The 25050-nt window shown below is 46.1% G+C and carries 20 protein-coding genes; 11 read left to right on the forward strand and 9 right to left on the reverse strand.

Annotated elements, in window-relative coordinates; genetic code table 11:
- Positions 1-112: 112 nt before the first annotated feature.
- The 6 genes from HYN59_RS05475 (at position 113) to HYN59_RS05500 (ending at position 6219) form a co-directional block, all read left to right on the forward strand.
- A complete protein-coding gene (locus HYN59_RS05475; RefSeq protein WP_108777306.1) occupies positions 113-1915 on the forward strand; it encodes a tetratricopeptide repeat protein in 1803 nt (600 codons plus the stop codon).
- 225 nt (positions 1916-2140) lie between these two features.
- Positions 2141-2461 carry a DUF4286 family protein gene (locus HYN59_RS05480; RefSeq protein ID WP_108777307.1) on the forward strand — a complete coding sequence of 107 codons (321 nt, stop codon included), beginning with the start codon at positions 2141-2143 and terminating at the stop codon, positions 2459-2461.
- A gap of 28 nt (positions 2462-2489) precedes the next feature.
- Positions 2490-3269, forward strand: coding sequence for a 16S rRNA (adenine(1518)-N(6)/adenine(1519)-N(6))-dimethyltransferase RsmA (gene rsmA, locus HYN59_RS05485; protein WP_108777308.1), 780 nt, complete (start codon positions 2490-2492; stop codon positions 3267-3269).
- Positions 3259-4611, forward strand: a complete 1353-nt coding sequence (gene mgtE, locus HYN59_RS05490; RefSeq protein WP_108777309.1) for a magnesium transporter — start codon at positions 3259-3261, stop codon at positions 4609-4611. Before rsmA ends, mgtE begins: the two co-directional genes overlap by 11 nt.
- 103 nt (positions 4612-4714) lie before the next feature.
- Positions 4715-5668, forward strand: a complete 954-nt coding sequence (locus HYN59_RS05495) for a 2-hydroxyacid dehydrogenase (RefSeq protein ID WP_108777310.1) — start codon at positions 4715-4717, stop codon at positions 5666-5668.
- A gap of 158 nt (positions 5669-5826) precedes the next feature.
- A complete protein-coding gene (locus tag HYN59_RS05500) occupies positions 5827-6219 on the forward strand; it encodes a DUF805 domain-containing protein (RefSeq protein ID WP_108777311.1) in 393 nt (130 codons plus the stop codon).
- A gap of 97 nt (positions 6220-6316) precedes the next feature.
- Here HYN59_RS05500 and HYN59_RS05505 read toward each other — a convergent pair whose 3' ends face one another.
- A complete protein-coding gene (locus HYN59_RS05505; RefSeq protein WP_108777312.1) occupies positions 6317-8134 on the reverse strand; it encodes a GNAT family N-acyltransferase in 1818 nt (605 codons plus the stop codon).
- Between the two features lie 232 nt (positions 8135-8366).
- Between HYN59_RS05505 and HYN59_RS05510 the strand changes: the two genes are divergently transcribed.
- Positions 8367-9128 (forward strand): exodeoxyribonuclease III, encoded by a 762-nt coding sequence (locus HYN59_RS05510; protein ID WP_108777313.1) that lies wholly within the window; start codon positions 8367-8369, stop codon positions 9126-9128.
- A 28-nt stretch (positions 9129-9156) separates the two neighbouring features.
- Positions 9157-10116, forward strand: coding sequence for an OmpA family protein (locus HYN59_RS05515; protein WP_108779650.1), 960 nt, complete (start codon positions 9157-9159; stop codon positions 10114-10116).
- 199 nt (positions 10117-10315) lie between these two features.
- Here the strand turns inward: HYN59_RS05515 and HYN59_RS05520 are convergent, their stop codons facing one another.
- The 8 genes from HYN59_RS05520 to panC all read right to left on the reverse strand — a co-directional run bounded on the left by HYN59_RS05520 (position 10316) and on the right by panC (position 20514).
- Positions 10316-11695 (reverse strand): PQQ-dependent sugar dehydrogenase, encoded by a 1380-nt coding sequence (locus tag HYN59_RS05520; RefSeq protein ID WP_108777314.1) that lies wholly within the window; start codon positions 11693-11695, stop codon positions 10316-10318.
- Positions 11696-11771: 76 nt separating this feature from the next.
- Entirely contained in the window at positions 11772-13613 is a 1842-nt protein-coding gene (locus HYN59_RS05525) for a DUF4139 domain-containing protein (RefSeq protein WP_108777315.1), read from the reverse strand.
- A gap of 182 nt (positions 13614-13795) precedes the next feature.
- Entirely contained in the window at positions 13796-15787 is a 1992-nt protein-coding gene (locus HYN59_RS05530) for a transglycosylase domain-containing protein (protein ID WP_108777316.1), read from the reverse strand.
- Between the two features lie 14 nt (positions 15788-15801).
- The gene (gene radA / locus HYN59_RS05535; RefSeq protein ID WP_108777317.1) at positions 15802-17163 is read right to left on the reverse strand and encodes a DNA repair protein RadA; all 1362 of its coding nucleotides are present in this window, start codon (positions 17161-17163) and stop codon (positions 15802-15804) included.
- Entirely contained in the window at positions 17163-18302 is a 1140-nt protein-coding gene (locus HYN59_RS05540; protein WP_108777318.1) for an alpha/beta hydrolase, read from the reverse strand. Before HYN59_RS05540 ends, radA begins: the two co-directional genes overlap by 1 nt.
- A gap of 40 nt (positions 18303-18342) precedes the next feature.
- Positions 18343-19230 carry a lysylphosphatidylglycerol synthase transmembrane domain-containing protein gene (locus HYN59_RS05545; RefSeq protein WP_245895672.1) on the reverse strand — a complete coding sequence of 296 codons (888 nt, stop codon included), beginning with the start codon at positions 19228-19230 and terminating at the stop codon, positions 18343-18345.
- 74 nt (positions 19231-19304) lie between these two features.
- Complete coding sequence (gene panD / locus HYN59_RS05550) at positions 19305-19655, reverse strand: aspartate 1-decarboxylase (protein ID WP_108777320.1); 351 nt, start codon at positions 19653-19655, stop codon at positions 19305-19307.
- A gap of 13 nt (positions 19656-19668) precedes the next feature.
- On the reverse strand, positions 19669-20514 hold the full coding sequence (gene panC, locus HYN59_RS05555; protein WP_108777321.1) for a pantoate--beta-alanine ligase: 846 nt from the start codon (positions 20512-20514) through the stop codon (positions 19669-19671).
- A gap of 106 nt (positions 20515-20620) precedes the next feature.
- Between panC and HYN59_RS05560 the strand changes: the two genes are divergently transcribed.
- Genes HYN59_RS05560 through glmS form a run of 3 tightly spaced genes read left to right on the forward strand, consistent with a single transcriptional unit; the run spans position 20621 to position 24956 of the window.
- A complete protein-coding gene (locus HYN59_RS05560; RefSeq protein ID WP_108777322.1) occupies positions 20621-21427 on the forward strand; it encodes a glycogen/starch synthase in 807 nt (268 codons plus the stop codon).
- A gap of 19 nt (positions 21428-21446) precedes the next feature.
- Positions 21447-23096: a BamH family beta-barrel-assembly machinery protein gene (gene bamH, locus HYN59_RS05565; RefSeq protein WP_108777323.1), complete on the forward strand. Its 1650-nt coding sequence runs from the start codon at positions 21447-21449 to the stop codon at positions 23094-23096.
- 12 nt (positions 23097-23108) lie between these two features.
- A complete protein-coding gene (glmS, locus tag HYN59_RS05570; protein WP_108777324.1) occupies positions 23109-24956 on the forward strand; it encodes a glutamine--fructose-6-phosphate transaminase (isomerizing) in 1848 nt (615 codons plus the stop codon).
- Positions 24957-25050: the final 94 nt, after the last annotated feature.

Genomic DNA, 25050 nt, shown 5'->3' on the forward strand with positions numbered 1-25050 from the left:
GTGTCATCTGCGTTTTTTTATTATCAGCATTCAATAAGATTACTGATTGTGTCCATAACAAATAAAAATCCGTGGAGATCCGCCTAAATCCGCGTCATCCGCGTTCTAAACTATGAAAAAGATAATTGCCATTATAGCCTTCCTAATCTCCTTTGCCGCCTTCGCGCAAAACGAGCAGCTGGCACAGAATTACTTTGAAAAAGGTGAGTTTGAAAAAGCCCTCGTCATTTACCAGGACTTCGAAAAGAAACAGCCCAACAATACCTTTTTCACGCAGAAAGTCGTTGCCTGCTACCAACAATTGCAGCAATATGCCAATGCCGGTAAGCTGCTCGCAGAAAAGCTCGAAAGGACAAGACAGCCCCTGCTGTATGTAGAAATTGGCTACAATTACCAATTGCAGAAAGACATGGCCAACGCCGAAAAGAACTATAAGCTGGCACTGACATCGGTAACCGAAAACCCGTCGAATGTTTACAGCATTGCCACTACTTTTGAGCAAAAAACATTGCTGGACCAGGCCATAAAAGCGTATGATATTGCCGTAAAAGCCAACCAAAGCCTTAACTTCGATTACCAGGTGGCGCTGTTGCAGGGGCAGCTTGGCAATGTAGACCTGATGATCGATAAGCTCCTGAGCTATTCGTACAATAACCCGCAGAACCTTGTGGTGGTGCAAAACCAGCTGTCGCGTTTCATGAACGAGGAGAGCGAGGAAAACCCGGCAGGCAGCCCGGAAAAAAGTTTCAACGCATCGTTGCGCAAAGCATTGCTTTTGAATGTACAGAAAACCCAGGACATCTTCTGGAACCAGTTCCTGAGCTGGTTTTTTGTGCAACAGCATGATTATGGCAAAGCTTTCATACAGGAAAAAGCCATTTTCAAGCGTGACCCCGATATGTTTTTCAATATTGTGAGCCTAGCAAAGCTGGCGGTGGAGGAAAACGAGGATGCCACAGCCCGCGAGATACTGGATTTTATCCTTAACAATACGCAGGACCCGGAATTGCTCATGCAGTCGAATTATTACATGCTTTCCATGGACATTAAAACAGCGCCGGAAAAAGATTATCCTGCCATCAAACAGCGCATAGACACCCTCCTTGCCCAGTACGGCGTAAGCCCGTACTCTCTGGAGCTGCAATTGCTAAAAGCCGACTTCGATGCCTTTTACAGGAAAGATACCAAAGCCGGGATAGAGACGCTAAACAATACCCTGAAGCTGCAACTGAACAAATACCAGGAGGCGCAGGTAAAAATGAAGCTCTCGGATATACTGCTGCTGGACGAGAAGTTTAATCAGGCCATCATTTACTATGCCCAGATCGAAGAAGATCTTAAGAACGATGCCGTTGGCCATGAGGCAAGCCTTAAGATGGCAAAGAGCAGTTATTTTAAAGGTGATTTCGAATGGGCGCAGAAACAGTTTAAGGTGCTGAAATCAAACTCGTCCCAGCTTATTGCTAACGATGCGCTCGAACTGTACCTGCTGATCATAGACAATACGGTGGAAGACAGCACACAGACGGCCCTGAAGAAATTTGCAAAAGCCGACTTCAAATTATATCAAAACAAAAAAGCCGAAGCGCTTGCCGGTTTTAAGGACATCCTCGCAAATGATAAAACGCAGAGCATACAGGATGTTACCCTGCTGCGTATCGGCAAGATATATGAAGGCATGGGACAATACCCGCAGGCTTTGGAATATTACCAGAAGGTAATCGATAACTACAAGGAAGGCATTTATGTAGATGAAGCGCTGTTCTTCTCGGCAGAGATCTACAACAAAAAACTATCCGACCCGGAGAAGGCAAAACCGCTGTATGAAAAAGTACTCTTTGGCCACGAAGACAGCATTTACTTTATAGAGGCCAGGAAACAATACAGGCTGCTGCGGGGGGATACGAATAGTTAATATTACTAATGATCGGTGTGTCATTTCGACCGTAGCTTGCGGAGAGAGAAATCTCAGAATGACCGTGGAGATGTCGGGATTTCTCCTATCGTCGAAATCGAAGGCACGCTCCAGTATAAATTTTACCATAAAATTATTAGCCCATAATTGCCGTTCCCCCTATCTTTGTTAACAGGTTTAATTTGCCGAATCAACACATCACAAAATAACCAAATCCACCAAAAAATGATACTCTACAACGTTACCATCAACATAGACGACAGTGTACACGATAAATGGCTTAGCTGGATGATGGAGAAGCACATACCCGAAGTAATGGAAACCGGCAAGTTTTTCAAGGCCAAGATCGTTAAGGTGCTTATTGTGGAAGAGATGGGCGGAAGCACTTATGCCATCCAGTACTTTGCCGACAGTATGGAAAAGCTGCAGGCCTATTACAAAGAAGATGCGCCGCGACTGAGGGAAGAAGGCGTGAAGCTGTTTGGCGACAAGATGCTGGCCTTCCGTACCGAGATGGAGTTGTTGAAAGAGTTTAAACAGGTATAGTAATTAGCCACGCCTTCGGGTCCCAAAAATGGATAAAGTAAAAGCCAAAAAACACCTCGGGCAGCATTTCCTGAAGGACGAAAGCATTGCAAAGGATATTGCCGATACACTAACCGGCAACGGGTACAATAAAGTCCTTGAGATAGGCCCCGGGATGGGAGTTCTTACCAAGTACCTGTTGGAAAAAGACCTGGAAACATGGGTGATCGAGATCGATACTGAGTCGGTGGAATACCTCAATGCGCATTATCCTAAACTCCATGGTAAGATAATTTCCAAAGACTTTTTGCGGTATAATATAAGCGAAGTTTTTGGCGATGAGCCGTTCGCGATCATAGGCAATTTCCCGTATAATATTTCAACGCAGATCGTATTCCGTACGCTCGAAATGCGCGACAGGATACCCGAATTCTCCGGCATGTTCCAGAAGGAAGTGGCCGAGCGCATCTGCGAGAAAAAAGGCAGCAAGGCCTATGGAATCCTTTCGGTGCTGGTACAGGCGTTTTATGATGCCGAATACCTTTTTACGGTTGATGAGCATGTATTCAACCCGCCGCCAAAAGTAAAATCGGGTGTGCTCCGATTGATACGCAAAGAGAATTTCCATCTCAATGTAGATGAAAAACTGTTTTTCAACGTGGTAAAAACGGCATTCAACCAAAGAAGAAAGACACTTCGTAACAGTTTAAAAACATACAACCTTTCGGATATTTTAAAGGAAGATAGTATCTTTGACCTCCGCCCGGAACAGCTGTCGGTGGAGCAATTCATAGAACTTACCCAGAAAATAGCGGCCAATGGAGTTTAAAATCAGCAAAGATTTTATTGCCCGGATAGAGCAATATATAAGTGAGAACCGCGAGCAGGAGCTGCAAGCCCTGCTTCACGATATACACACTGCTGATATTGCCGAGATTATGGAAGAACTGGATGCCGGTGAGGCCAGCTACATCTTCCACATCCTCGACAGTGAAAAAACTTCTGAGATACTTCTTGAGCTCGATGAGGAAATACGCGAAAAGATATTAAAAAACCTCTCGCCGAAAGAGATCGCTGAAGAGCTCGATGAGATGAGCACGGATGACGCCGCCGACATTATAGCGGAACTTCCGGCGGACATGAAGGAGGAGGTTATCCAGGAGCTGAACGACGACGAGCACGCTAAGGACATTGTAGACCTGCTTCGTTATGACGAGGATACCGCAGGCGGTCTTATGGGTAAGGAGCTTGTAAAGGTCAACGAGAACTGGAATGTGCTTACCTGTGTAAAGGAAATGCGTGTGCAGGCCGAGAACGTGCAGCGCGTACATTCAATATATGTAGTAGACGATGAAGGCAGGCTAAAAGGCAGGCTTTCGCTAAAAGACCTCCTGGTGACTTCCACCAAAACACCGATCAGCGAGGTATATATCAAAAAAGTAGATTTTGTAAAAGTGACCACGCCCGATGTAGAGGTGGCGCGGATCATGCAGAAATATGACCTTGAGGCCATCCCGGTGATCGACGAGCTTGGCAGGCTTGTAGGGCGCATTACCATCGATGACGTGGTAGACGTGATCAAGGAAGAAGCCGACAAGGATTACCAGCTGGCAGCGGGTATCTCGCAGGACGTTGAGGCGGATGACAGCATCCTGGACCTCACCAAAGCCCGCCTTCCGTGGCTGGTGCTGGCATTACTGGGCGGATTTGTAACCGTGAAAGTACTCGGCATCTTTGAACCGGCAATGCAAAACCACGGCGAACTGTTTTTCTTTACGCCGCTTATTGCCGCAATGGCCGGGAATGTGGGCGTACAGTCGTCGGCGATCATTGTGCAGGGTTTGGCCAACAACACCTTAAGCGGATCTTTGTGGAACCGGCTTATTAAAGAGGTATTGCTTACATTGCTTAACGGACTGATGCTGGCTTCGATATTGTTTTTAGGAAGCCATTTCCTGCTGGGCAGAGGCTATGATATAGCCCTGACAGTGAGCATATCGCTTATAACAGTAATCGTTATCGCCTCCCTTATAGGCACCTTCATGCCATTGCTCCTCAATAAATTCAAGATAGACCCCGCACTGGCCACCGGCCCGTTCATTACTACCAGCAACGACATCTGTGGGATATTGATCTATTTTTCTATAGCGAAAATGATATTGGGGTTTTAGAGATAGTTTCCCAAAGAAGGCACAAAGTTTCTCAAAGATTGATTAATGGCTTTGTGTGCCTTTGCGCCTCCTTTGTGTAACTTTGTGAAATAACCCGAAACAGATGGACGCTAAACATATAAAAATCCTCCACATAGACAGCAACAACCCAATCCTATGGGAACAGATGGAGCAGGCCGGCTTTACCAATGAAGCCGATTTTAAATCATCCAAAGAAGAGGTAGAGGCCAAGATCCACAACTATAACGGCATCGTGATTCGCAGCCGCTTTGATATTGATAAGCAGTTTTTAGATAAGGCTACCAATCTGCAATTCATCGCCCGTGTGGGTGCCGGGCTTGAAAGTATCGACTGCGATTATGCAGCCCAAAAGGGGGTTCACCTTATCGCTGCCCCTGAAGGCAACCGCAACGCGGTAGGGGAGCAGGCGCTGGGCATGCTGTTGTCGTTATTCAATAATCTCAATAAAGCCGACAGGGAAATACGCAATGGCCAATGGATACGCGAGGGCAACCGCGGTCATGAGCTGGATGGTAAAACGGTAGGCATCATCGGCTATGGCAATATGGGTAAATCGTTCGCCAAAAAGCTGCGGGGTTTTGATGTTGAGGTGCTGTGCTATGACATAAAGCCTGGTGTAGGCGATACCAATGCCCGGCAGGTAACACTTGAAGAATTACAGCAAAAGGCCGATGTAGTCAGCCTGCATACACCGCACACTCAGGAAACACACAAGATGGTGGATGCGTATTATATTAATGCTTTTGCAAAACCGTTCTGGTTAATAAACACAGCGCGGGGGAAAAGCCTGGTAACGAAAGACCTGGCCGATGCCTTGCGATCGGGTAAAGTACTTGGTGCCGCACTCGATGTCCTTGAATATGAAAAGTCGTCTTTTGAGCACCTGTTCATGGATGGCAATATTCCCGAAGCGTTCCAATACCTTCTGGATTCTGATAAGGTATTACTCACGCCCCACATTGCCGGGTGGACCTTTGAAAGCCACGAGCGGCTGGCGCAGGTAATCATTGATAAGATAAAGGCATTGTATTGCTAAAGCGGCGAAATGGTTTGGGAGAATAGTCACAAGCATTTTAGCTGTTCGGCAGCGCTATGCTGTATCTACGTTAAAAAATTATTAATAATCATTCGGCTTAACAAAAGTGTTGATGTAATAATATTACTTTTAGTATACAAACCAAAAAAATAAAAATTATGGAATGGTATCTAAAAGTTGTACGCGACAATTACGCAAACTTTTCGGGAAGGGCGAGGCGAAGCGAATATTGGTATTTTATTTTGTTTAACCTGATATTCCTGATTGCACTCTACGTATTAGCGATGTTAATTGGCACTATCGGAATGGCCCTTTATGGTATTTATGCCCTTGCAACTTTCGTTCCAGGACTTGCTGTTGCCGTAAGGAGGCTGCATGACATCAACAAAAGCGGTTGGTATTATTTTGTTGTTTTGATTCCGATTGTAGGGGGGATATGGCTCCTGGTCCTATTGGCTACTGAAGGTGACCGCGGCCCTAACCAATATGGCCCTGACCCGAAAAATAATTATAACGAATTTGACGAGATAGGTGCAAAGGAAACCTACTAAATAAAGCTTATAAAAAACTGCCCCAATAATTGATGATTATTGGGGCAGTTTATTTTATGAGTTACACCTTCTTTAGCAATGTAAATTAGTGCAATTTCTACAAATGCTCTTCGCCCTTTTCTGCAAGCTTGCGTTCGAGTTCCTTCTGGAATTCTTCCATAACAGGGCGCACGGTGCTTTCGGGCAGGTCGGCGATACGGATGTACATCAGCCCGTCTACCGAGTTATTGAATAGCGGGTCGACATTAAACGCTACCACCCTTGCATTTTGCTTAATGTATTTTTTGATGAGTACCGGCAGGCGTAGGTTGCCCGGCTCTACTTCCTCGATAAATTTGTCAAACTTGTTCAGGTCGGCTTCCGCTTCGTTGAAAACAAAATCTTTATCCGCATCCTTCAGTTTTACCTTATACTCCTTTTTAGGGTGGATGTACTGGGCCACATACGGGTCGTAGTAATGCGATTTCATAAACTCGATCATCAGCGATTTTGAGAAATCCGAGAACTGGTTGCTGATGCTCACCCCGCCAATGAGGAACTTATGATCCGGGAAGCGGAGCGTGGTATGTACGATCCCTTTCCAGAGCAGGAAGAGCGGCATGGGTTTCTGCTGGTATTCTTTAATGATGAATGCACGCCCCATCTCTATCGACTTGCTCATCATGTCATATAGTTCCGGCTCAAAACGGAAAAGGTCGTGAAGGTAAAAGCCGTCGATACCGTATTTTTTATAGATATCCGATCCCAGCCCCATCCGGTAAGCGCCGGCGATGCATTTGGTATCATCGTCCCACAGGAACATGTGGTGGTAATATTTGTCGTAATTATCAAGGTCGAGCGACTCATTCGTGCCTTCGCCCACTTCCCTGAAAGTTATTTCGCGGAGGCGGCCTATTTCGTGCAGGATATTTGGGATCTTATCTGCCGAAACAAAGAATACTTCATAATTCTTGCTTTGCAGCAGGCGGTAATCTCCTTTTCGGAGCTGTGCCACTTCGGCAAGTATTTTGTCGTGGTTGGCCGGTTTAGCAATCTGCTTGGGGCCTTTGTTTATCTTAAGGTTCAGGTTGGAAGTGTCTATAAGTTTTGTGTCTTTTTCATATGGGTTGGCCAGCATATACGTTTTTCTGCGCAGGAATTCCGAATAAGCTTCCAGCCCTTCGTGTTCGGCCTGTTCTGCTACCGAGATAGGCTTGCCGATACGCACCCTGATAACCCTGTCTTTCTGGGTGAGCAGTTCCGATGGCAATTTGGCGGTACGCAAAGTGTCGCCCAATTTGGAAAGGAAATAAAACAGCCTGCTGTTCTTGGCATGGAAGTAGATGGGCACTACAGGCACATTCGCTTTTTTTATGAGTTTTATGGCGCCCTCTTCCCACGGTTTGTCTACTACCAGCTTACCGTCTTTATAGGTAGATACTTCGCCGGCCGGGAATATGCCCAGTGGCTTGCCGTCGCTCAGGTGGCGCAGCGCATCTTTGATTCCCGTTACGCTCGATTTGGCATCCTTGTGGTTTTCGAACGGGTTAACAGGCATCACATACGGCTTAAGCGGCTCGATGCGGTGCAGCAGGAAATTGGCAATGATCTTGAAATTCGGCTCCTGCTCGAGCATCAACTTCAGGAGCAATATGCCGTCGATCCCACCCAGGGGATGATTGGATATAGTAATATAGGCACCGCTTTTAGGGAGGCGCTTCAGGTCTTCTTCAGGGATCTCGAATTTTATCTGGAACTCATCAAGTATGGCATTCAGGAACTTAAGGTCGCTAAGGTGCTTGTTCCTGTCGTATATCTTATTCATCGTGGAGATCTTCAGGACCTTCATCAATAACCAGCCGGTAAAAGTTCCTAAAAACCCGTATTTGTCAGTCTTTATTGCTTTTGCAACTTCTTTAGCTGTAACTAAACTCATCTACATTTGTGTTTCAGGCGAAAAACAAAGATAACAATTATGATGAAACGCTAAAGGAGAATAAGTTTTTTAATTATTGTGCAAAGATCATACGATTTTGCCTGGTAAAACAGCATTTAAAACGGATTAGTGGCAAAACATTTGTATTATCCCCATTTCTACTGCAATAAATTTTCGGCCGAAAAGGGATTGTATACTTTTTTGGTTACTTTTGAAAAACAAACACACTATAATGAGGATTATTTCTTACAACGTAAACGGTATCCGTGCAGCGTTCAATAAGGGTTTTATCGAATGGCTGAAACAGGCCGGCCCGGACATCATTTGCCTCCAGGAAACCAAGGCAACCGTAGACCAGGTAGCCGTTCACGAAATTGAGGCGGCAGGCTACCCATACCATTACTGGTTCTCTGCGCAAAAAAAAGGCTATAGCGGTGTTGCTATAGTATCGAAGCACAAACCTAATAATGTGGTATATGGCACCGGCATAGAGCACATGGATTTTGAAGGCCGCAACATACGGCTCGATTTCGACGGCTTTTCGGTAATGAGTTTATACCTGCCTTCGGGAACCAATGTCGAAAGGCATGAGTACAAGTTCCGTTACATGGATGAATTCCACCAATATATTACAAACCTTCGGACTGAGATACCAAACCTTATCATCTGCGGCGATTATAATATCTGCCATGAAAAGATAGACATCCACGATCCGGTGCGCAATGCGAGGGTTTCGGGCTTCCTGCCAAACGAACGCGCATGGCTCGGCGGCTTTATGGAAAGCGGCTTTATCGACAGCTTCCGCCATTTTAATAAAGAGCCGCACAATTATACATGGTGGAGCAACTTTGGCAATGCGCGTGCCAATAATAAGGGGTGGCGTATCGACTATGCACTTGTGAGCGAGCCCCTGCGCGACCGCCTTACCCGGGCACTTATATTGCCGGAAGCAAGGCACAGCGATCACTGCCCGATACTGGTAGAATTTGAATAAAGACCACTAAATAAACATATATTACATGATACTAAGAAGAATTTCTGTAGGCCTGTTGGTCATGATGATGGCAACAAGCTGCGTGTCCAAGAAGGTATATACCGACCTGGAGAATAAGTATGCCGACCTGAAAAAAGAAAACCGCGAGATGGCCGATAAGAATACCTCGCTCGAAAAAGAACGCAATGCGCTCGACCTGAAATCGAAAGACCTGCATGGGCAGCTGGATAAAATGAAGGCCGACCGTGACAAGCTGGCTGCCGATTATGCTGCCGCACAATCGAGCCTGAATACGCTCAAATCATCCTATGCCGCGCTTGAGAAAAACAGCGGCGATGCACTGGATACCAATATGAAAAAGAACCGCGAGCTCCTTGCGCAGCTGGAAGCAAAGGAAAAAGCGCTGGCGGCAGAACAGGAGAGGCTGAACAAACTAAGTTCGGAGCTTCAGGAACGTTCGCAGCGTGTAAATGAGCTGGAAAGCATGATGGCATCGCAGGAAGCAAGCATGAAAAAACTGAAGGAAACGCTTTCTAAAGCGCTCAACAGCTTTGAAGGCAAAGGGCTTACCGTAGAGATGAAGAACGGCAAAGTGTATGTTTCGATGGAGAACAAACTGCTATTCGGGTCAGGAAGCTGGGTTGTAGGCGCTGAAGGTAAAAAAGCGGTAGTCGAGGTTGCCAAGGTACTTGCCGTGAACCCTGATATCTCTGTACTGATAGAAGGCCACACCGATAACGTGCCTTATGCAGGCACCGGCCAGATCACCGATAACTGGGATCTTTCTACCAAGCGTGCCACAGCGATCGTGAACATTATCCGCGAGAATAAAACAGTGAACCCGCAAAACCTTACCGCAGCAGGCAGGGGAGAATTTGCCCCGGTAGCAGGCAACGATACCGCAGAAGGTAAATCAAAAAACAGGAGGATCGAGATCATCCTAACACCAAAACTGGATGAGATATCCAAAATGCTGAACGAGATTTAATAGTAAGTAATTTATACAATAAAAGGCCGGAGATGATCCGGCCTTTTGATATTATTTCTGAGACACTCCGTGTCATTGCGAGCGGAGTTTACGGAGCGCGGCAATCTTTCTATGTAACCGACTTTGCCTGAGCAGAAAGATTGCTTCGTCGTTCCTCCTCGCAATGACTGCCGCCTTAGTCTTGCGACAAAATTTTCTGCTACCTGATAACCAGTTTCTGGTACTTAGTATTACCCGAAGCCTCAAGCTTCATCATGTAAATGCCTGACTGTAATGCGGAAGTATCAATGCGCGAGCTGCCTTCCGCAACGTCCTGCTGTACCAGCAGTTTCCCCCTTATATCAAGGATGCTTACAGAAGCAGTGGACAGTATGTTGTTAAGGTCTAAAAAAACTTCGGTACCGGCAGGGTTAGGATAAACTGTATAAGAGCCACCTGCAAAATCGGTAGTGCCCGAAACGGAATTGTCAATGATGTGGTATATCTTTCCGTCGCTGATGCCTGCAATATAAAGTTCGCCGCTGTGGTCTTCACCAAAGGTCACAAAGTTGGTTCCAGGGAAAGCGCTGGTCCAGGTAATAGCGCCTCCAGCCTCATCGATCATACCTATTTTGCTGCTGCAATAATCCGCAAAAAGGTATTTTCCCTGCAGGTTCGGGAAAAGTGTCCCGGTATAAACATAGCCGCCTATGACAGAACAATTCCCGCTTCCTGAGCCGCTGCTATAATCAACAAGTGGTGCGGTTAAGCCGGTAATGCCTGAACATTCCGACGTATTGTAAGTATGGGTACCCTCATAGCACCTCCACCCGAAATTAAGCCCTCCGGATGTAGAGGGCACCTTGTTGATCTCTTCCCATAGTTCCTGCCCAACATCGCCAATCCAAAGGTCGCCGTTCAGCCTGTTAAAAGAAAATTTCCAGGGGTTGCGCATCCCGATGGCCCATATTTCATCGGCACCATCCACGCCTATATACGGATTGTCCGCAGGGCTAGTATAAGGAGCCGCGCCGTCAACATCAAGGCGCAGCATTTTTCCAAGCAGTGTATTGATATTCTGTGCCCTGTTACCCGGGTCGCCTCCATCGCCTCCGTCACCCATGCCTATATAGAGGTAGCCGTCCGGGCCGAAGCGGAGGCAGCCCCCATTGTGGTTGGAAAAAGGCTGGGTTACGGTCAACAGGATAACGCCGCTGTTGGGGTCGGCTACATTTGGGTCAGCAGAATTAACAGTATAGCGTGCTATGACTGTGTTGTTACTGGTATTGGTATAATTGATGAAAAAATAACCGTTATTTTCAAAATCGGGATGGAACGCCATTCCTAAAAGCCCCCTTTCCGATCCGGAAGTAGCGATAAGGGATGATACGTTCAGGAATGTTGATTGGGTTACTTCCCCCTCAACGTTGATAAGCATTTTAATAAGTCCGTCCTGCTCCACCACGAACATCCGGTCGTCATTGGCGAAAGCAATATCAACCGGCATGTTCAAACCCTGGGCGAATGGTTCCAGTTCGATGTCCTGGGCGTGTACGAACCCCGTGAATAGCAGGGAAGCTAAAAATAGTTTTGTTTTCATAGCTAATTAATTGATTGTGTTATATCAGTAAATTTAACCAAATAAACAGCAATACATTCAATTGGTTAACAAAATATTATAGATTCCCTATCCCTACATCTTTAGGGTGCCGCACACGGTAGCTCAGGCGCACCTTTTTGGTTTCACCGGGCTTCAGCTTCATCTGCCATTGCAGGATGCCAGTCTCCTCATCCACATCGGCACCGCTGCTTTCCAGGAGTTCTACTTCCATGTTCTCCAGTGTGCTCAGCGGATATTGGTCTTTTACGGTCAGCTGTACGGCTTCTTTCTTGTTATTACGCACGATGATGTCATAAGTAAACGTCTCTTCTTTTTTAGACGAAAGGAATTTGCTTCCGGACTTCTCCACCACTTTTGTTCTTTCGATATCGATCTTTTTATCCCTTCCCATGCTAAGGCTCAGCGTATCCGTCGTTTGTCCCGGATCAATATACGTTTTGCCGGCATACATCCCTTCAAAGATGATATTGGCCTCGCCTTTCAACAGGTTGTATTTAGAATAGTCGGTTATTTCAGCCATCAGGAAGGCTTCCTCCTCAAGTTTCGGCACCGATAAATGCCTGAAGAATGCCGGCAGCTTTATCTCCTTCATGGTAATGCTGTGCTTCTTTCCGTTCGACAGGATATCGTAAGGGATATCGATATCGAAAGATACATTCATTTGGTTTTCTGTGACCTGTGTAAATTTATCTACGGAAGCCTTTTCTTTAAACTTTCCTTTTTTTGTGGTAACTATTATAACCCCATTAGCACCCCTGTTGCCGTAAATGGCAGTAGCGCCTGCATCTTTAAGTACTTCAATATTTACGATTTCTTTGGGGTTAAGGCTCCTGAAGTTATCTGCATTATCCGGAACTCCATCAATAACATACAGGGGCTCGATGTTCCCGTTCATAGAGCCATAACCACGCAGTATAACAGTACTGTTCGCGCCCGGCTGCCCCTGCCCGGTAGATATGGCAACACCTGCCACCTGTCCCTGTAGGGTTTCCGTAACATTTGCAAAACCATTACTTGTGTAAGCTAAGGGGTTATACGTGGTCAGAAACCACGGATTGATAGATGGCGCTATATTACTTTGGTTGGGCATCCCGCTGGATAAAGTGAGCTTTATCTTTTTCCAGTCGAGGCCTGTCTGTTGCACTACTTCCGCTTTGTATAACAAATTAATAGGCTCCGTGATATTGTCGGCTCTCAGGTCATAGAAAGGTGTCCATCCGGCATTTTGGGCAAGGTAATCTATCGTCAGCGGGATAGTACCGGCCTTATCGTTCATTACCTGCAACACCAGTTTTCCCTCAGAAAGATCATCGTCAGTAGTGGTGTCGGTTTCCAGGCGGCTGTTGAGTTTAGCAAGCAATTCGTTCAGTTTCTTTTCTTTTTCTGTCAGCGTATTGATAGCAGTAGCCGTTTCAGTGCGCTTCGCCTTGTAATAGTCGACCATCTTCATCAGTTCGGTAACGCTGAGCCCTGACTGCTGTCCGTACACCTGGTTGTTTTTGTCGAGCAGCTCAAGAACCTTTAGTTCAGATGCCTTCGCCGTTGCCGTCCGTTCCAGCTCTTTTTGAACGAGGCTGATACTGTCGCGCACTTTTTTAATGGCAGGCGAAGTTTCGTCAGCCTCATATTCGGCGATATAGTCGCGCGTAAATTGCACCGAAAGCACCGTGAGTCCGGCGGGTGCCCCAATACGTACAGTGTTTTCATTGAGGTTGTCAGCCACGTTTTTTACCACGATCTCACTGCTACCGGCGGGAAGGTTTACGGTTGTGGCCTGCGAAAGCTCGGCACCGTTAAAGTATACCGTAGCCGCAACAGCCTTAGCCGTAGTGAATATCGGTTTTTGGGCGAATGTCATGCTGCTGATGAGCAGGCATAAAAAGAGTATCTTTTTCATAAAAAGTATTTATAAAGTAAGAGAGTAGCCTTTTAATAAAAAGGTTGGGAAGGGTTGTGAATTTAACAGTTATAGGAATAAACATGTTTTCCATTTCGACGAAGGAGAAATCTCAAATGTTCCGGGATTTCTCGTTCGTCGAAATGGAAGAATGCAATTGTATTTGATTTATTTTCAAACATTTAAAAAGCCCGCTTCGTCACATTGAAAAAGAACTCATCCAGGTCTATCGAGTCGTTCTCATACAATGGTACCTCTTTCAGCTTTATGCGCGATTTGCCACGGCCGGTTATGTGTATGTCGCCATGTTGCGCAATGGTATCTTCGGGAACCAAAAGCCCGCGGCGCAGCATGAGGTCCTTTATAAATTTGTTGTGCTTAACGGCATAGCCTTTCAGGTGGCCTTCGTTGTCAAACTGCCACATAAAAGCTTTCGGCCTCGGTACGATGCTTGCCAGAAACACACATTCATCCAGCGACAGTTGTGACGGGTGCTTATCGAAATAATAATCGGCGGCCTCACCAATGCCATAAACATCAGGCCCCCATTCGATAACATTGAAGTATACCTCCAGCATGCGGGATTTACTCGATATGTTGTTGTTCTCCAATATGTAGGTAAGCAGTATCTCTTCCAGCTTTCGCGAAAGCGTTTTGTTGCGGGTAAGGAATACATTCTTAATCAGCTGCATGCTTATGGTGCTGGCCCCACGTGCAAATTTTTTGGCTTTTATATTCTTGATGATCGATTGGCGGAAAGCCTCGGTTATAAAGCCCCTATGCCTGAAGTACGAAGGGTCTTCGCTGGTAAGCACCGCTTTTTGGAGGTAAGGAGAAATGTCTGATAATGGCGTAAAGTAAGGGTTAGCCGGGCCTACAATGATCGGTCGCTGCGCCCTTCCGTTATCAATAGCCCTGTAGGTAAAGCTGCCATTGAGCTTTGCCAGGTCGGCGGCCCCGTATTTAAGGATTTTAAGGCCTTCTTTTTTCAGGTTGGCGTCAAATACCAGTGCGTTAGGCTTGTTTTTGTTGTATAAGAATTCCAGGTCGTAGCTAAAGGTGCCTTCGGCTTCCATGCCTTCAAAATTGGTAAAAAGCCCCTTCGGCAGCGAGGTGATAAAATCCTGCGCCTGCATTTTCGGGATCTTGGCCTTCAGCTCATAAATGGTATCGCCGTCAACGCTGTACCGTGCATAGGGATTGAATTTTATGCGGTTCAACTGCACTGTCGAGGTGCTGTCAACCGATACGAAATCCGGCCCGAACAAAAAATGGTAATCAAAGCGCGCCTTGTCGATCACTACATCTTTTTGGGCAATCTTCGGATGGCTCACCATAAAATTGCCAATAGATGCAAAACCGTCTACATGCAGCTCATCGCCATCCATATCGATATTTTCGACGTTAAGGTGGATGGAATCGAATCCTGATCTCACGCCAAAACGCTCGTAGATGTAGGGTACTTCTATGCGTGACGTATCAGAATTGAAGAATTTAAGATCGGCCCGCTTGTCCCGTGGGTCGGCCATGCCTTTCACTTTCCATGTCTGGCTTATGCTGTCGGCGCTTACCCCAATGGTCGACTCCAGCTGCTCGTCGGCCAGGCGCATCTGCTGCAGTTTGAGGCTTATTTTCCTGCCCATATCCTCAAGGCGCAGCGTGAGGTTGTCCAGCTTCATATCGGTAGGCACCAGGTTGAGCGCTGTGTTCAGTATATTGTAGGCCCTTTCGGCATAATTGGCTTCCTTTGGCCCGTCATCTTCAGTCTTTTCCTTATTCTTTTTCAGGAAGGCATCAAAGTTCTTGCCGTCTTTGTTGCGTATCAGCTGCACATAACCATTCTTCATTTCCAGGGTGCCCAGCTGCACATCGCCCGTAAGGAGCCTGAAGTAGTTTACCGATGTCTTTATCTCCTGCACATGCAGCAGCGTGTCAGCATTGTTTGGCACCAATGCGATCTCTTTCAGCTCAATGCCGGAGAATCCTTTAAATGCGGCTTCTTTTACCGTAAAACGGCTGCTGTATTCCCGTTGCATTTTGTCGGAAACTTTAGCAATCGCTTTTTGCAGGAGCATGTTCCGGAAGGCAAAAAAGGAAATGATGCAGACAACGATGAATACAACGAATATCTTTAAAACTAATATTGCTATCTGTTTCTTGCTTCTTTTACGCATTGAATTGTAATGGTCTAACCGAAAAGGTGGCTTGCAACATCTTCTATCTTCGCTACCAGCCTTATGTCGATCAGGGTGTTCTTTAATGAGATCTTATTGTACTTAGACACAAAAATAGTAGAAAATCCTAACTTTTCGGCTTCCAGTATGCGCTGGTCTACACGATTTACAGGGCGAATCTCTCCCGAAAGCCCTATTTCTCCCGCAAAACAAAAATCTTTACTGACAGGAATATCCTCATTAGAGGATAAAATGGCGGCTACTACGGCAAGGTCGATAGCGGGGTCGTCTACATTGATGCCACCGGTAATGTTCAGGAATACGTCTTTTGCGCCCAGGCGGAAGCCCGCCCGTTTTTCCAGTACGGCCAGTACCATGTTGAGCCTTTTGGCATTGTAGCCTGTAGTGCTGCGTTGCGGCGTGCCATATACTGCCGAGCTAACCAATGCCTGTATCTCGACCATCAGCGGGCGCATGCCTTCCATGGTGGTGGCAATGGCGGTACCACTCATTTCTTCGTCTTTGTGCGATATAAGTATTTCCGATGGGTTGGCTACTTCCCGCAATCCGCTGCCCAGCATTTCATAAATGCCCAGTTCGGCAGTAGAGCCAAAGCGGTTTTTGAGCGAACGGAGAATGCGGTATACGTGGTTGCGGTCGCCTTCAAACTGTAGCACGGTATCTACCATGTGTTCCAGTATCTTTGGCCCGGCTATGCTGCCGTCTTTGGTAATGTGGCCTATCAGTATTACAGGCACGTTGGTTTCTTTGGCAAATTTTATCAGTTCGGCGGTGGTTTCGCGTATCTGCGAAATGCTACCTGCCGACGATTCAATGTAGTCCGAATGCAGTGTCTGTATTGAGTCGATGATAACAACCTCAGGGTCGATATCCCCGATCTGCCTGAAAATATTCTGTGTTTTCGTTTCGGTAAGGATGTAGCAGTTCTCTGCCGATGGTGTTATCCTTTCGGCGCGCATCTTTATCTGCTTCTGGCTCTCCTCGCCCGATACGTAAAGGGTGCGGTAGGGCAGCTTTAGGGAGATCTGGAGCAATAGCGTACTCTTCCCGATCCCAGGCTCGCCGCCAAGCAGCGTGAGCGATCCCGGCACCAGGCCGCCACCCAATACACGGTTCAGCTCGCCGTCACCGGTGTCAAGGCGTATCTCGCCGCCCGCATCTATTTCATTAATCTTTAAAGGGCGCGCCGCTTTTTTGGTGTCGGCCGAAGCGGGCTTCCACGCCTGTTTTTCTTCTTTTTGTATTACCTCTTCCACAATGGTATTCCATTGCTTACAGGCATTGCATTGTCCCTGCCATTTCGAATATTGTGTACCGCAATTCTGGCAAAAAAAGGAAGTTTTGAGTTTAGACATTAGCGTTCTCTGAGTTTCTCTGCTTTTTCAAGCATAAAGTCTTTGGTATATTCACCTATTTCGTCAAGGGTATAACTGTGCATATAGGCTTTTATTGCTTTTTTATTGTCGCCGGTCTTTTCATAGTACATCCCGGAATAATAATCGGCAAGGGTTGTTTTCGGGTAACACTTCGAAGCAATGTCCGAAAGATCCCGAAGCTCGTCATAAGCGCCGTTCTTAATGATCGCCGCTTCAATGGCTTTAAAGTCATTAAGCCTCACCGGTATTTTTACGCCAAGGTCTTTTTCCATTATATCGTAACGTTCCTGCAGGTATTTTGCGTAGCCCGAAGTAAGCTTAACGATCTTGTCCTGGTATTCGGTAGAGGATATAGGCTGGTAGGAAGAAAATATATGGTACAGCGACTCAGGTATGGCATGCACCACCAGCGAATAATGGGAGCATCCCTTAAAATCTTCGTACATGTATTTAAGCCCCGGGTTTGTAATGGCCTTTATATTATCGTTCAGTGTTTTTATCGGTTTCTGCAGGCGCGGCACGTCACCTTCGGCGGTTGCCAGGTAGTAGTAAGTGGGCTTTTTCAGCTGCGCCAGCCTTTCCGGTATGCGGTTTTCCATGTCAACAGGCATGTCGGGGCTCATGCAGATATAAGCATTGAAAAGCGGTTTATCCTTATACAGGAAGAAGTTGAGATACCCTGCCGTAAGCCCATGGCCGGCAATGATTCGGAAAGGCGATACCCGGTAATTCTTTTCTATCATCGGCATCAGCTCTGTAGAGATGAATTCAAAAAATTTGTCGCCCTGGTCCATTGGTACGCCGTGGTCATCGGTCTGGGTGTCCAGGGATCTTTCTTCATCGCTGTTCTGGTGTACCCCCACGATGATCACTTCGGGAAGGTCGTTCCAGTATTCGGTATACGAGAGAGTGCCGGCAAAAGGATCTAAAAGATATTCGCCATCCAGGAGTACCAGGAGCGGATAATCTTTCTTCTTATTTGTTTCGTAGGATGCCGGTGTCACGATAGTAATTTCGCGCGAGGCATTAAGCTTTTTTGATTCGATTATCTCGGTTTTTCTTTGTGCCGAAACAGGCCATATAACAGCCAGAATAAGGGTTAATAATGTGGTTCTCATAGCTTTACGGGGGTTTAGCAAATAGCTGGCAATATAGCAATTATTTGTTTCTGTAAAGTATCGGGAGCAATAAAAATGATAATATCCCTAAAAATAATATCTGCCCCGTTTGAGAAGTCCAGACAATCCAGCCAAAGGCAGCACCTGCCGATTTTGGTACTCCGTAAACATAAAGGATATTGGATATGGCGAAGGGGAAAAAGCCCGTGCCACCGTTGGTAAAAGTGATAACGATACTGCCAATGACGAAGGCCGTGACCACAGTGCCAAAGTCAAGCCCTGAAGTTTCGGGAAGCGCATATATCGTTACATAGAACATCAGGACATAGCTGAACCATATGTACAACGACAGCAAAAGGAAAGGCCACTTATTGGGCATTTTGAAAGCGCTCAGCACGCCTTCTGTAAGGCCGGATATCTTCAGTTTTAATTTTTGTACCCAGCCCAGTTTGGAGTACATAAAAAAAAGTACCGACCCTATAAAAAGTATTCCTGCAACAGTACCGTAAAAAAGCAGTTGCTGGAAAGGGATGTCGTCCAGATAGGCCTTGAGAGCGTCAAATTGCAGGGCGGCAGTGAGGGCTACTACGATCACCAAGAGGATAAGGTCGATGATCCGTTCTGCAATAATGGTGCCGAAGGCCTTATCGAAAGGCACGCCGGCATACTTGTTCAGCGCCACGGCCCGGCTTACCTCGCCGCTGCGCGGGATGAACATATTCATGATATAAGTAATGCAAACAGCGCCGAACTTTACCCCAAAAGGCACTTCATAGCCCAGGTGCGCCAGGGTATATTTCCAGCGATAGGCCCTCGCCCAAAAACCGGTAAGCCCAACAAAAAGCGAAATATATACATATGTGTAGTCGGCTGTCCTTAAGCTGTTCTTGAGGTCGGCAAGCTCTTTCGCAGTAGCGTGCCTGTACATGTATATAATTAAAAAAACTCCCAACAGGAGTGGGAGTGTAATGCTTAAAAATTTGCTTAACTTCTTGTTCAAAGCTATGTTAAGGAGTTATCTGTTTCGTTAGGGAATACAATAGAGGGCTTAAATACTTTAGCCTCTTCTATGTCCAGGATACCATATGAAATGATGATGATGATATCTCCCTTCTGTACTTTCCTGGCAGCGGGCCCGTTGAGGGTAATCTCGCCGCTGTTCCTGTTTCCTTTGATCACATAAGTCTCGAGGCGCTCACCATTATTGATGTTTACGATCGAAACTTTTTCACCTTCAATAAGATTCGCTGCTTCCATCAACGCTTCGTCAATGGTTATGCTACCTATGTAATTTAAATCGGCTCCCGTCACCTTAACGCGGTGAATCTTGGATTTTACAACTTGAATTTGCATGGCGCAAAGGTAATCAATTTAATGAAATATTGTCAATTAGGCGCACATTGCTTAAAAAAACTGCAACGAAAGCCCTGTATTTCCTGTTTTCCTTTATAACGGCGGGTTTCAGGTCGTCTTCGGCAGCAATCTCAAAATAGTCCATTGTAAACTCCGGGTGGGCTGCAAAGGCATCGTACACATACTTCTTTATATCTTCAATACTTTGATTATCAAACTGTTCCTGTGCTTCTTTCAGGGTTTTGTAGATAAAAGCGGCTTTGTCCCTGTCTTGCGTGCTCAGCCTTTCGTTGCGGGAGCTCATGGCAAGCCCGCTGTCTTCGCGGCTTATCGGGCAGCCTATGATGATAACCGGCATTCCTTCTTTCTCTGCCATTTTTTTTACGATCTGCAGCTGCTGGAAATCTTTTTCCCCAAAATAAGCCCTGGTAGGCATTACGATCTCAAACAATTTCTTAACAATGGTCCCCACACCGTCAAAATGGCCGGGCCTGTGGGCGCCTTCCATCTGGTTTTCGAGCCCGTCAAAAGAAAAATGGGAAGATATGGTATTGCCGTCATACATCTCATTTACCGATGGCGCAAAAACGATAATGGCATCGCTTACCTGCTTTATTTTTTCTACGTCGGCGTCAAGGGTACGCGGGTACTTGTCCAGGTCCTCTGCGTTGTTGAACTGCGTGGGGTTCACGAATATACTGATGACCGTAACGTCATTTTCCTTTACCGACTGACGCAGCAATGAGAGGTGGCCTTGGTGCAATGCGCCCATTGTAGGGACAAACCCAACGGTTGATTTAACGTTTAAATAGTCAGACAAAACTTTCGTCAAACCGGCTTTATTATTGAAAATGAGCATTAACTTTAAATTAAATATCAGGGCAAAATTAATCTTTTAGTTATAAAATGCGCAAAATTGTTTAATTTTGCATGTTTTTGTATCCAAATAAAATAAGTTATTGAAGATGGAGGATAAGAGGATATTGTATGTATCATCTGAAGTAGTGCCGTATCTGGCAGAGAATGAGGTCTCGTTAATGTCGTATGATGTGCCGAAAATGATAAATGACCAGGGGGGCCAGATTAGGATCTTTATGCCCCGCTATGGCAATATCAATGAAAGGAGGCACCAGCTGCACGAAGTCATCCGTCTTTCGGGAATGAACCTAGTGGTGAACGACATGGATATGCCCCTTATCATAAAGGTGGCCTCTATTCCTAAAGAAAGGATACAGGTCTATTTTATAGACAACGATGAGTATTTTAAGCGCAAAGCTACTTTTACTGATGAAGAAGGGGAGCTTTACCCGGATAACGACGAACGCGCGATCTTTTTTGCCAAAGGCGTTGTCGAGACCGTGAAAAAACTCAACTGGGTGCCGGATATAATCCACGTGCACGGCTGGATGGCCGCAATGCTGCCTATATATATGAAGCATTACTACAAGCATGAAGCCCTTTTTGCCGATACAAAGATCGTGACTTCGGTGTACAACCAGTCTTTCGACGGCACGCTTGACAACGATATGCTGAAGAAAGTGCTGTTTGACAATATCCCTGAAAGTGACGTAAAGGTGCTCGAGGTGCCTAATTACGAAAATATACTGAAAGCATCCATAGCACATTCGGATGCGCTGATCATTGCTTCCGAAAACCTTTCGGCCGGGCTGCAGCAGGCTGTTGAGGATTCCGGTAAGCCGTTTTTGCCGTATGTGTCCAAAGATAATTTTGCAGAGGCATATACTAATTTCTATAAAAATCAGGTTTTATAGTAAATCTTAAAAAAAATCTATGATCAACAGTTCCTTCCTAAAGAAAATAATTCTTGCTTTAAGTGCCGTATTCATCATTTCGTGCGATACCGATTATAATAACCTGGGTTCCGATATTATTGATGATGACGTGCACCATGGCATGTTTCAGGTTGAAGCCGGCGTTACCGCATATGACAGGCCTACGGGGATAGTACAGTCCAACAACCTTACGCTTAATACGCTTGGTGCCTATGATAACCTCGTGTTCGGGAAAACGGTTGCCCATTTTGTAACACAGGTGCAGCTTGCCACCGTAAACCCAACGCTTTACGCTCCGGAAATAGATTCCGTGTACTTGTACGTACCATATTTCAGCAGCATTGAAAGTACCGATGCCACAACAGGCGTTAGTACCTATGACCTGGATTCTATCTATGGCGCTCCGGAAACAAAAATAAAGCTGGATGTATTCAGGAATGGCTATTTCCTTCGCGATTCAGATCCGGGCACATCGTTCGTTTCCGGCCAGAAATATTATTCTAATGACAAATCCCTTATTGATGCCGCTGTTGTAGGCTCAAGGCTTAATAATTTTTCTACAGCGCAAAACGATGAATTCCCGATCTCTGACGATGAGATAGCGCGTTCTGCAATACCAGATGGCCAAACGGAATCGAAAGTAGTAGAGCGCAAAGCACCTGGTATTTTCCTTTACCTGGATAAAACGGAGTTCCAGAATATGCTGTTTGGCCCTGCAGCAGCCGGTAAGCTGGTTAATAACAACATCTTTAAAGAATACTTCAGGGGGCTTTACTTCAGGGTAACGCAGCTGGAAGGCCAGTCGGTTATGGTAGTGCCAAGGTTCGACCAGGGAGTGATCACCATAAAATACAGGGACCATAATATTTCTACAACCGAAAGCAGCGGGCATACTGTAGATAAGTTTGCCAAAAGCATGACGCTGAACCTTGATGGCAATACCATTAACTTTTTTGAGAATACCCCCAAAGAAGCTTTTACTACGGCAATCAATACTTCTGATGCGGCTGCGGGAGATGTGAGGCTTTACCTGAAAGGCGGCGAAGGATCTATGGCTTTCATCGATATTGACCAGGCAACCATAGACGCGCTCAAAGCAGAGAGCCAGGGTGGCCAGAGGGTATTGATAAACGAAGCCAACCTTGTGTTTTATATTGATGATAATACGGAGACAGGCATGGGCCAGGGACCTTCTGATCCCAAAAAGAAAGAAAAAGAGCCATTGAGGCTGTTACTCTATGATGTAAAAAACAAAAGGCCGCTGATAGATTATTCTTTGGATGCCACCACCACCACAATCAATCCTAAATACGATAAGTTTGTGCATGGGGGGATTCGTGAGGATGAGAACGGGCGCGGTACCAAATATAAAATAAGGATTACCGACCATATAAATAACCTCGTAAACAAGGATTCGACCAACGTGAAGCTGGGCCTTGTGGTGGCGGAATATATTAACCTTACGGGCAATGCTGCATTGAAATCGCCTTTTACGGAGACTACCGGCGCAACGGCCCCTGTAACGGTTTCCACAGTGCCGGTAACTTCGGTAATGCATCCTTTCGGTACGATACTGTACGGTTCTAACTCGGCAGTACCTGAAAACAAGCGCCTTAAACTTGAAATTTTTTATACCAAACCCAATTAATTAGCTATTGTTATGTGTGGAATTGTAGGTTACATCGGTCACAGGGAAGCATACCCTGTTATTATAAAAGGCCTGAGAAGGCTGGAATACAGGGGATATGACAGTGCTGGGGTTGTTCTTTATGACGGCTCCGACCTGACATTGTGCAAAACTAAAGGTAAAGTTTCTGACCTGGAAGAGAAAGCAGCCAAAGAGATAAGTACTAACGGGAAAATTGGCATTGGCCATACCCGCTGGGCTACGCATGGCGTGCCGAACGATGTAAACTCACACCCGCACTTTTCAAACTCGGGCAACCTGGTAATCGTGCACAACGGTATCATAGAAAACTATGAACCGCTTAAAAAAGAGCTTATCAAAAGGGGGTATACCTTCCAGTCGGATACTGATACGGAAGTGCTTGTAAACCTTATTGAAGACGTAAAGAAAAAAGAAAACCTTAAGCTGGGTAAGGCCGTACAGGTAGCATTGAACCAGGTAGTGGGCGCTTATGCCATTGCGGTTTTCGATAAAGAAAGGCCGGGCGAGATCGTTGCAGCCCGTTTGGGAAGCCCGCTTGCCATAGGTGTTGGCAAAGACGAATTCTTTGTGGCCTCTGATGCATCGCCTTTTATAGAATACACATCGAATGCCATATACCTTGAAGACGAGGAAATGGCAATCGTGCGCCTTAACAAGCCGCTAAAAATAAGGAAGATCAAAGACGATTCTTTGGTTGACCCATACATACAGGAGCTTCAGATGAACCTTGAGCAGATAGAAAAAGGCGGTTATGACCACTTTATGCTTAAAGAGATCTATGAGCAGCCAAGCGTAATAAAAGATACCTACCGCGGAAGGCTTCATGCCAACGAAGGCCTTATCAAGATGGCGGGTATCGAGGACAACCTCCAGAAATTCCTTAACGCCGACAGGATACTTATCATTGCCTGCGGTACTTCATGGCATGCCGGCCTTGTAGCCGAATATATTTTTGAAGAATTTGCACGCATACCGGTAGAGGTAGAGTATGCTTCGGAATTCCGTTACAGGAACCCTATCATAAGGCCAACCGATGTGGTGATCGCTATTTCGCAATCCGGCGAAACTGCCGATACCCTTGCGGCAATCAAGCTGGCAAAACAGCACGGCGCATTTGTATTTGGGGTTTGCAACGTAGTAGGCTCTTCCATATCCCGCGAGACCGATGCAGGCGCTTATACGCATGCCGGCCCTGAGATAGGTGTGGCTTCTACCAAAGCATTTACAACACAGATAACTGTGCTTACCCTTATAGCGCTTCGCCTTGCACAGGCCAAGGGAACTATGAACAATTCCGATTTCCACAGGTACCTTCAGGAGCTTGAGATAATCCCGGAAAAAGTTGCCGAGGCACTTATGACCAACGATGCCGCGCAAGCTATCGCTGCTATTTATAAAGATGCGCCAAACTGCCTTTACCTGGGCAGGGGCTATAACTTCCCTGTGGCGCTTGAAGGTGCATTGAAGCTAAAAGAGATATCGTACATACACGCAGAGGGCTACCCTGCTGCCGAAATGAAGCACGGCCCTATCGCCCTTATTGATGAGCAGATGCCGGTGGTGATCATCGCACAGAAACAGGAGCATTACGACAAGATCGTGAGTAACATACAGGAGATAAAATCAAGGAGTGGAAAGATCATTGCCGTAGTGACCAAAGGCGACGTACAGGTAAGGGACCTTGCCGACCACGTAATAGAAGTGCCGGATACATCGGATGCTTTGTCGCCGCTGCTTACAACTATCCCCCTACAATTGCTATCGTACCACATCGCAGTGATGAGGGGCTGTAACGTAGACCAGCCGCGTAACCTTGCAAAATCAGTTACAGTAGAGTAACATTCGATATAAATTATAAAAGCCGTTGAAAAATTTCCCAACGGCTTTTTTTATATACATAATTCCAAAAAACATCAATATAAGCGGGCAGAAT

This window comes from Flavobacterium album (genome assembly GCF_003096035.1).
GTDB lineage: Bacteria > Bacteroidota > Bacteroidia > Flavobacteriales > Flavobacteriaceae > Flavobacterium > Flavobacterium album.

Excerpts from the sequence above, each read along its gene's own strand:
- HYN59_RS05480 (WP_108777307.1), top strand. The coding sequence starts at position 2,141 with ATGATACTCTACAACGTTACCATCAACATAGACGACAGTGTACACGAT.
- HYN59_RS05525 (WP_108777315.1), bottom strand. The coding sequence starts at position 13,613 with ATGAAAAAGATACTCTTTTTATGCCTGCTCATCAGCAGCATGACATTC.
- mgtE (WP_108777309.1), top strand. The coding sequence starts at position 3,259 with ATGGAGTTTAAAATCAGCAAAGATTTTATTGCCCGGATAGAGCAATAT.
- HYN59_RS05500 (WP_108777311.1), top strand. The coding sequence starts at position 5,827 with ATGGAATGGTATCTAAAAGTTGTACGCGACAATTACGCAAACTTTTCG.
- HYN59_RS05475 (WP_108777306.1), top strand. The coding sequence starts at position 113 with ATGAAAAAGATAATTGCCATTATAGCCTTCCTAATCTCCTTTGCCGCC.
- HYN59_RS05505 (WP_108777312.1), bottom strand. The coding sequence starts at position 8,134 with ATGAGTTTAGTTACAGCTAAAGAAGTTGCAAAAGCAATAAAGACTGAC.
- rsmA (WP_108777308.1), top strand. The coding sequence starts at position 2,490 with ATGGATAAAGTAAAAGCCAAAAAACACCTCGGGCAGCATTTCCTGAAG.
- HYN59_RS05530 (WP_108777316.1), bottom strand. The coding sequence starts at position 15,787 with ATGCGTAAAAGAAGCAAGAAACAGATAGCAATATTAGTTTTAAAGATA.
- radA (WP_108777317.1), bottom strand. The coding sequence starts at position 17,163 with ATGTCTAAACTCAAAACTTCCTTTTTTTGCCAGAATTGCGGTACACAA.
- HYN59_RS05540 (WP_108777318.1), bottom strand. The coding sequence starts at position 18,302 with ATGAGAACCACATTATTAACCCTTATTCTGGCTGTTATATGGCCTGTT.
- panC (WP_108777321.1), bottom strand. The coding sequence starts at position 20,514 with ATGCTCATTTTCAATAATAAAGCCGGTTTGACGAAAGTTTTGTCTGAC.
- panD (WP_108777320.1), bottom strand. The coding sequence starts at position 19,655 with ATGCAAATTCAAGTTGTAAAATCCAAGATTCACCGCGTTAAGGTGACG.
- bamH (WP_108777323.1), top strand. The coding sequence starts at position 21,447 with ATGATCAACAGTTCCTTCCTAAAGAAAATAATTCTTGCTTTAAGTGCC.
- HYN59_RS05495 (WP_108777310.1), top strand. The coding sequence starts at position 4,715 with ATGGACGCTAAACATATAAAAATCCTCCACATAGACAGCAACAACCCA.
- HYN59_RS05510 (WP_108777313.1), top strand. The coding sequence starts at position 8,367 with ATGAGGATTATTTCTTACAACGTAAACGGTATCCGTGCAGCGTTCAAT.
- HYN59_RS05560 (WP_108777322.1), top strand. The coding sequence starts at position 20,621 with ATGGAGGATAAGAGGATATTGTATGTATCATCTGAAGTAGTGCCGTAT.
- HYN59_RS05545 (WP_245895672.1), bottom strand. The coding sequence starts at position 19,230 with ATGTACAGGCACGCTACTGCGAAAGAGCTTGCCGACCTCAAGAACAGC.
- HYN59_RS05520 (WP_108777314.1), bottom strand. The coding sequence starts at position 11,695 with ATGAAAACAAAACTATTTTTAGCTTCCCTGCTATTCACGGGGTTCGTA.
- glmS (WP_108777324.1), top strand. The coding sequence starts at position 23,109 with ATGTGTGGAATTGTAGGTTACATCGGTCACAGGGAAGCATACCCTGTT.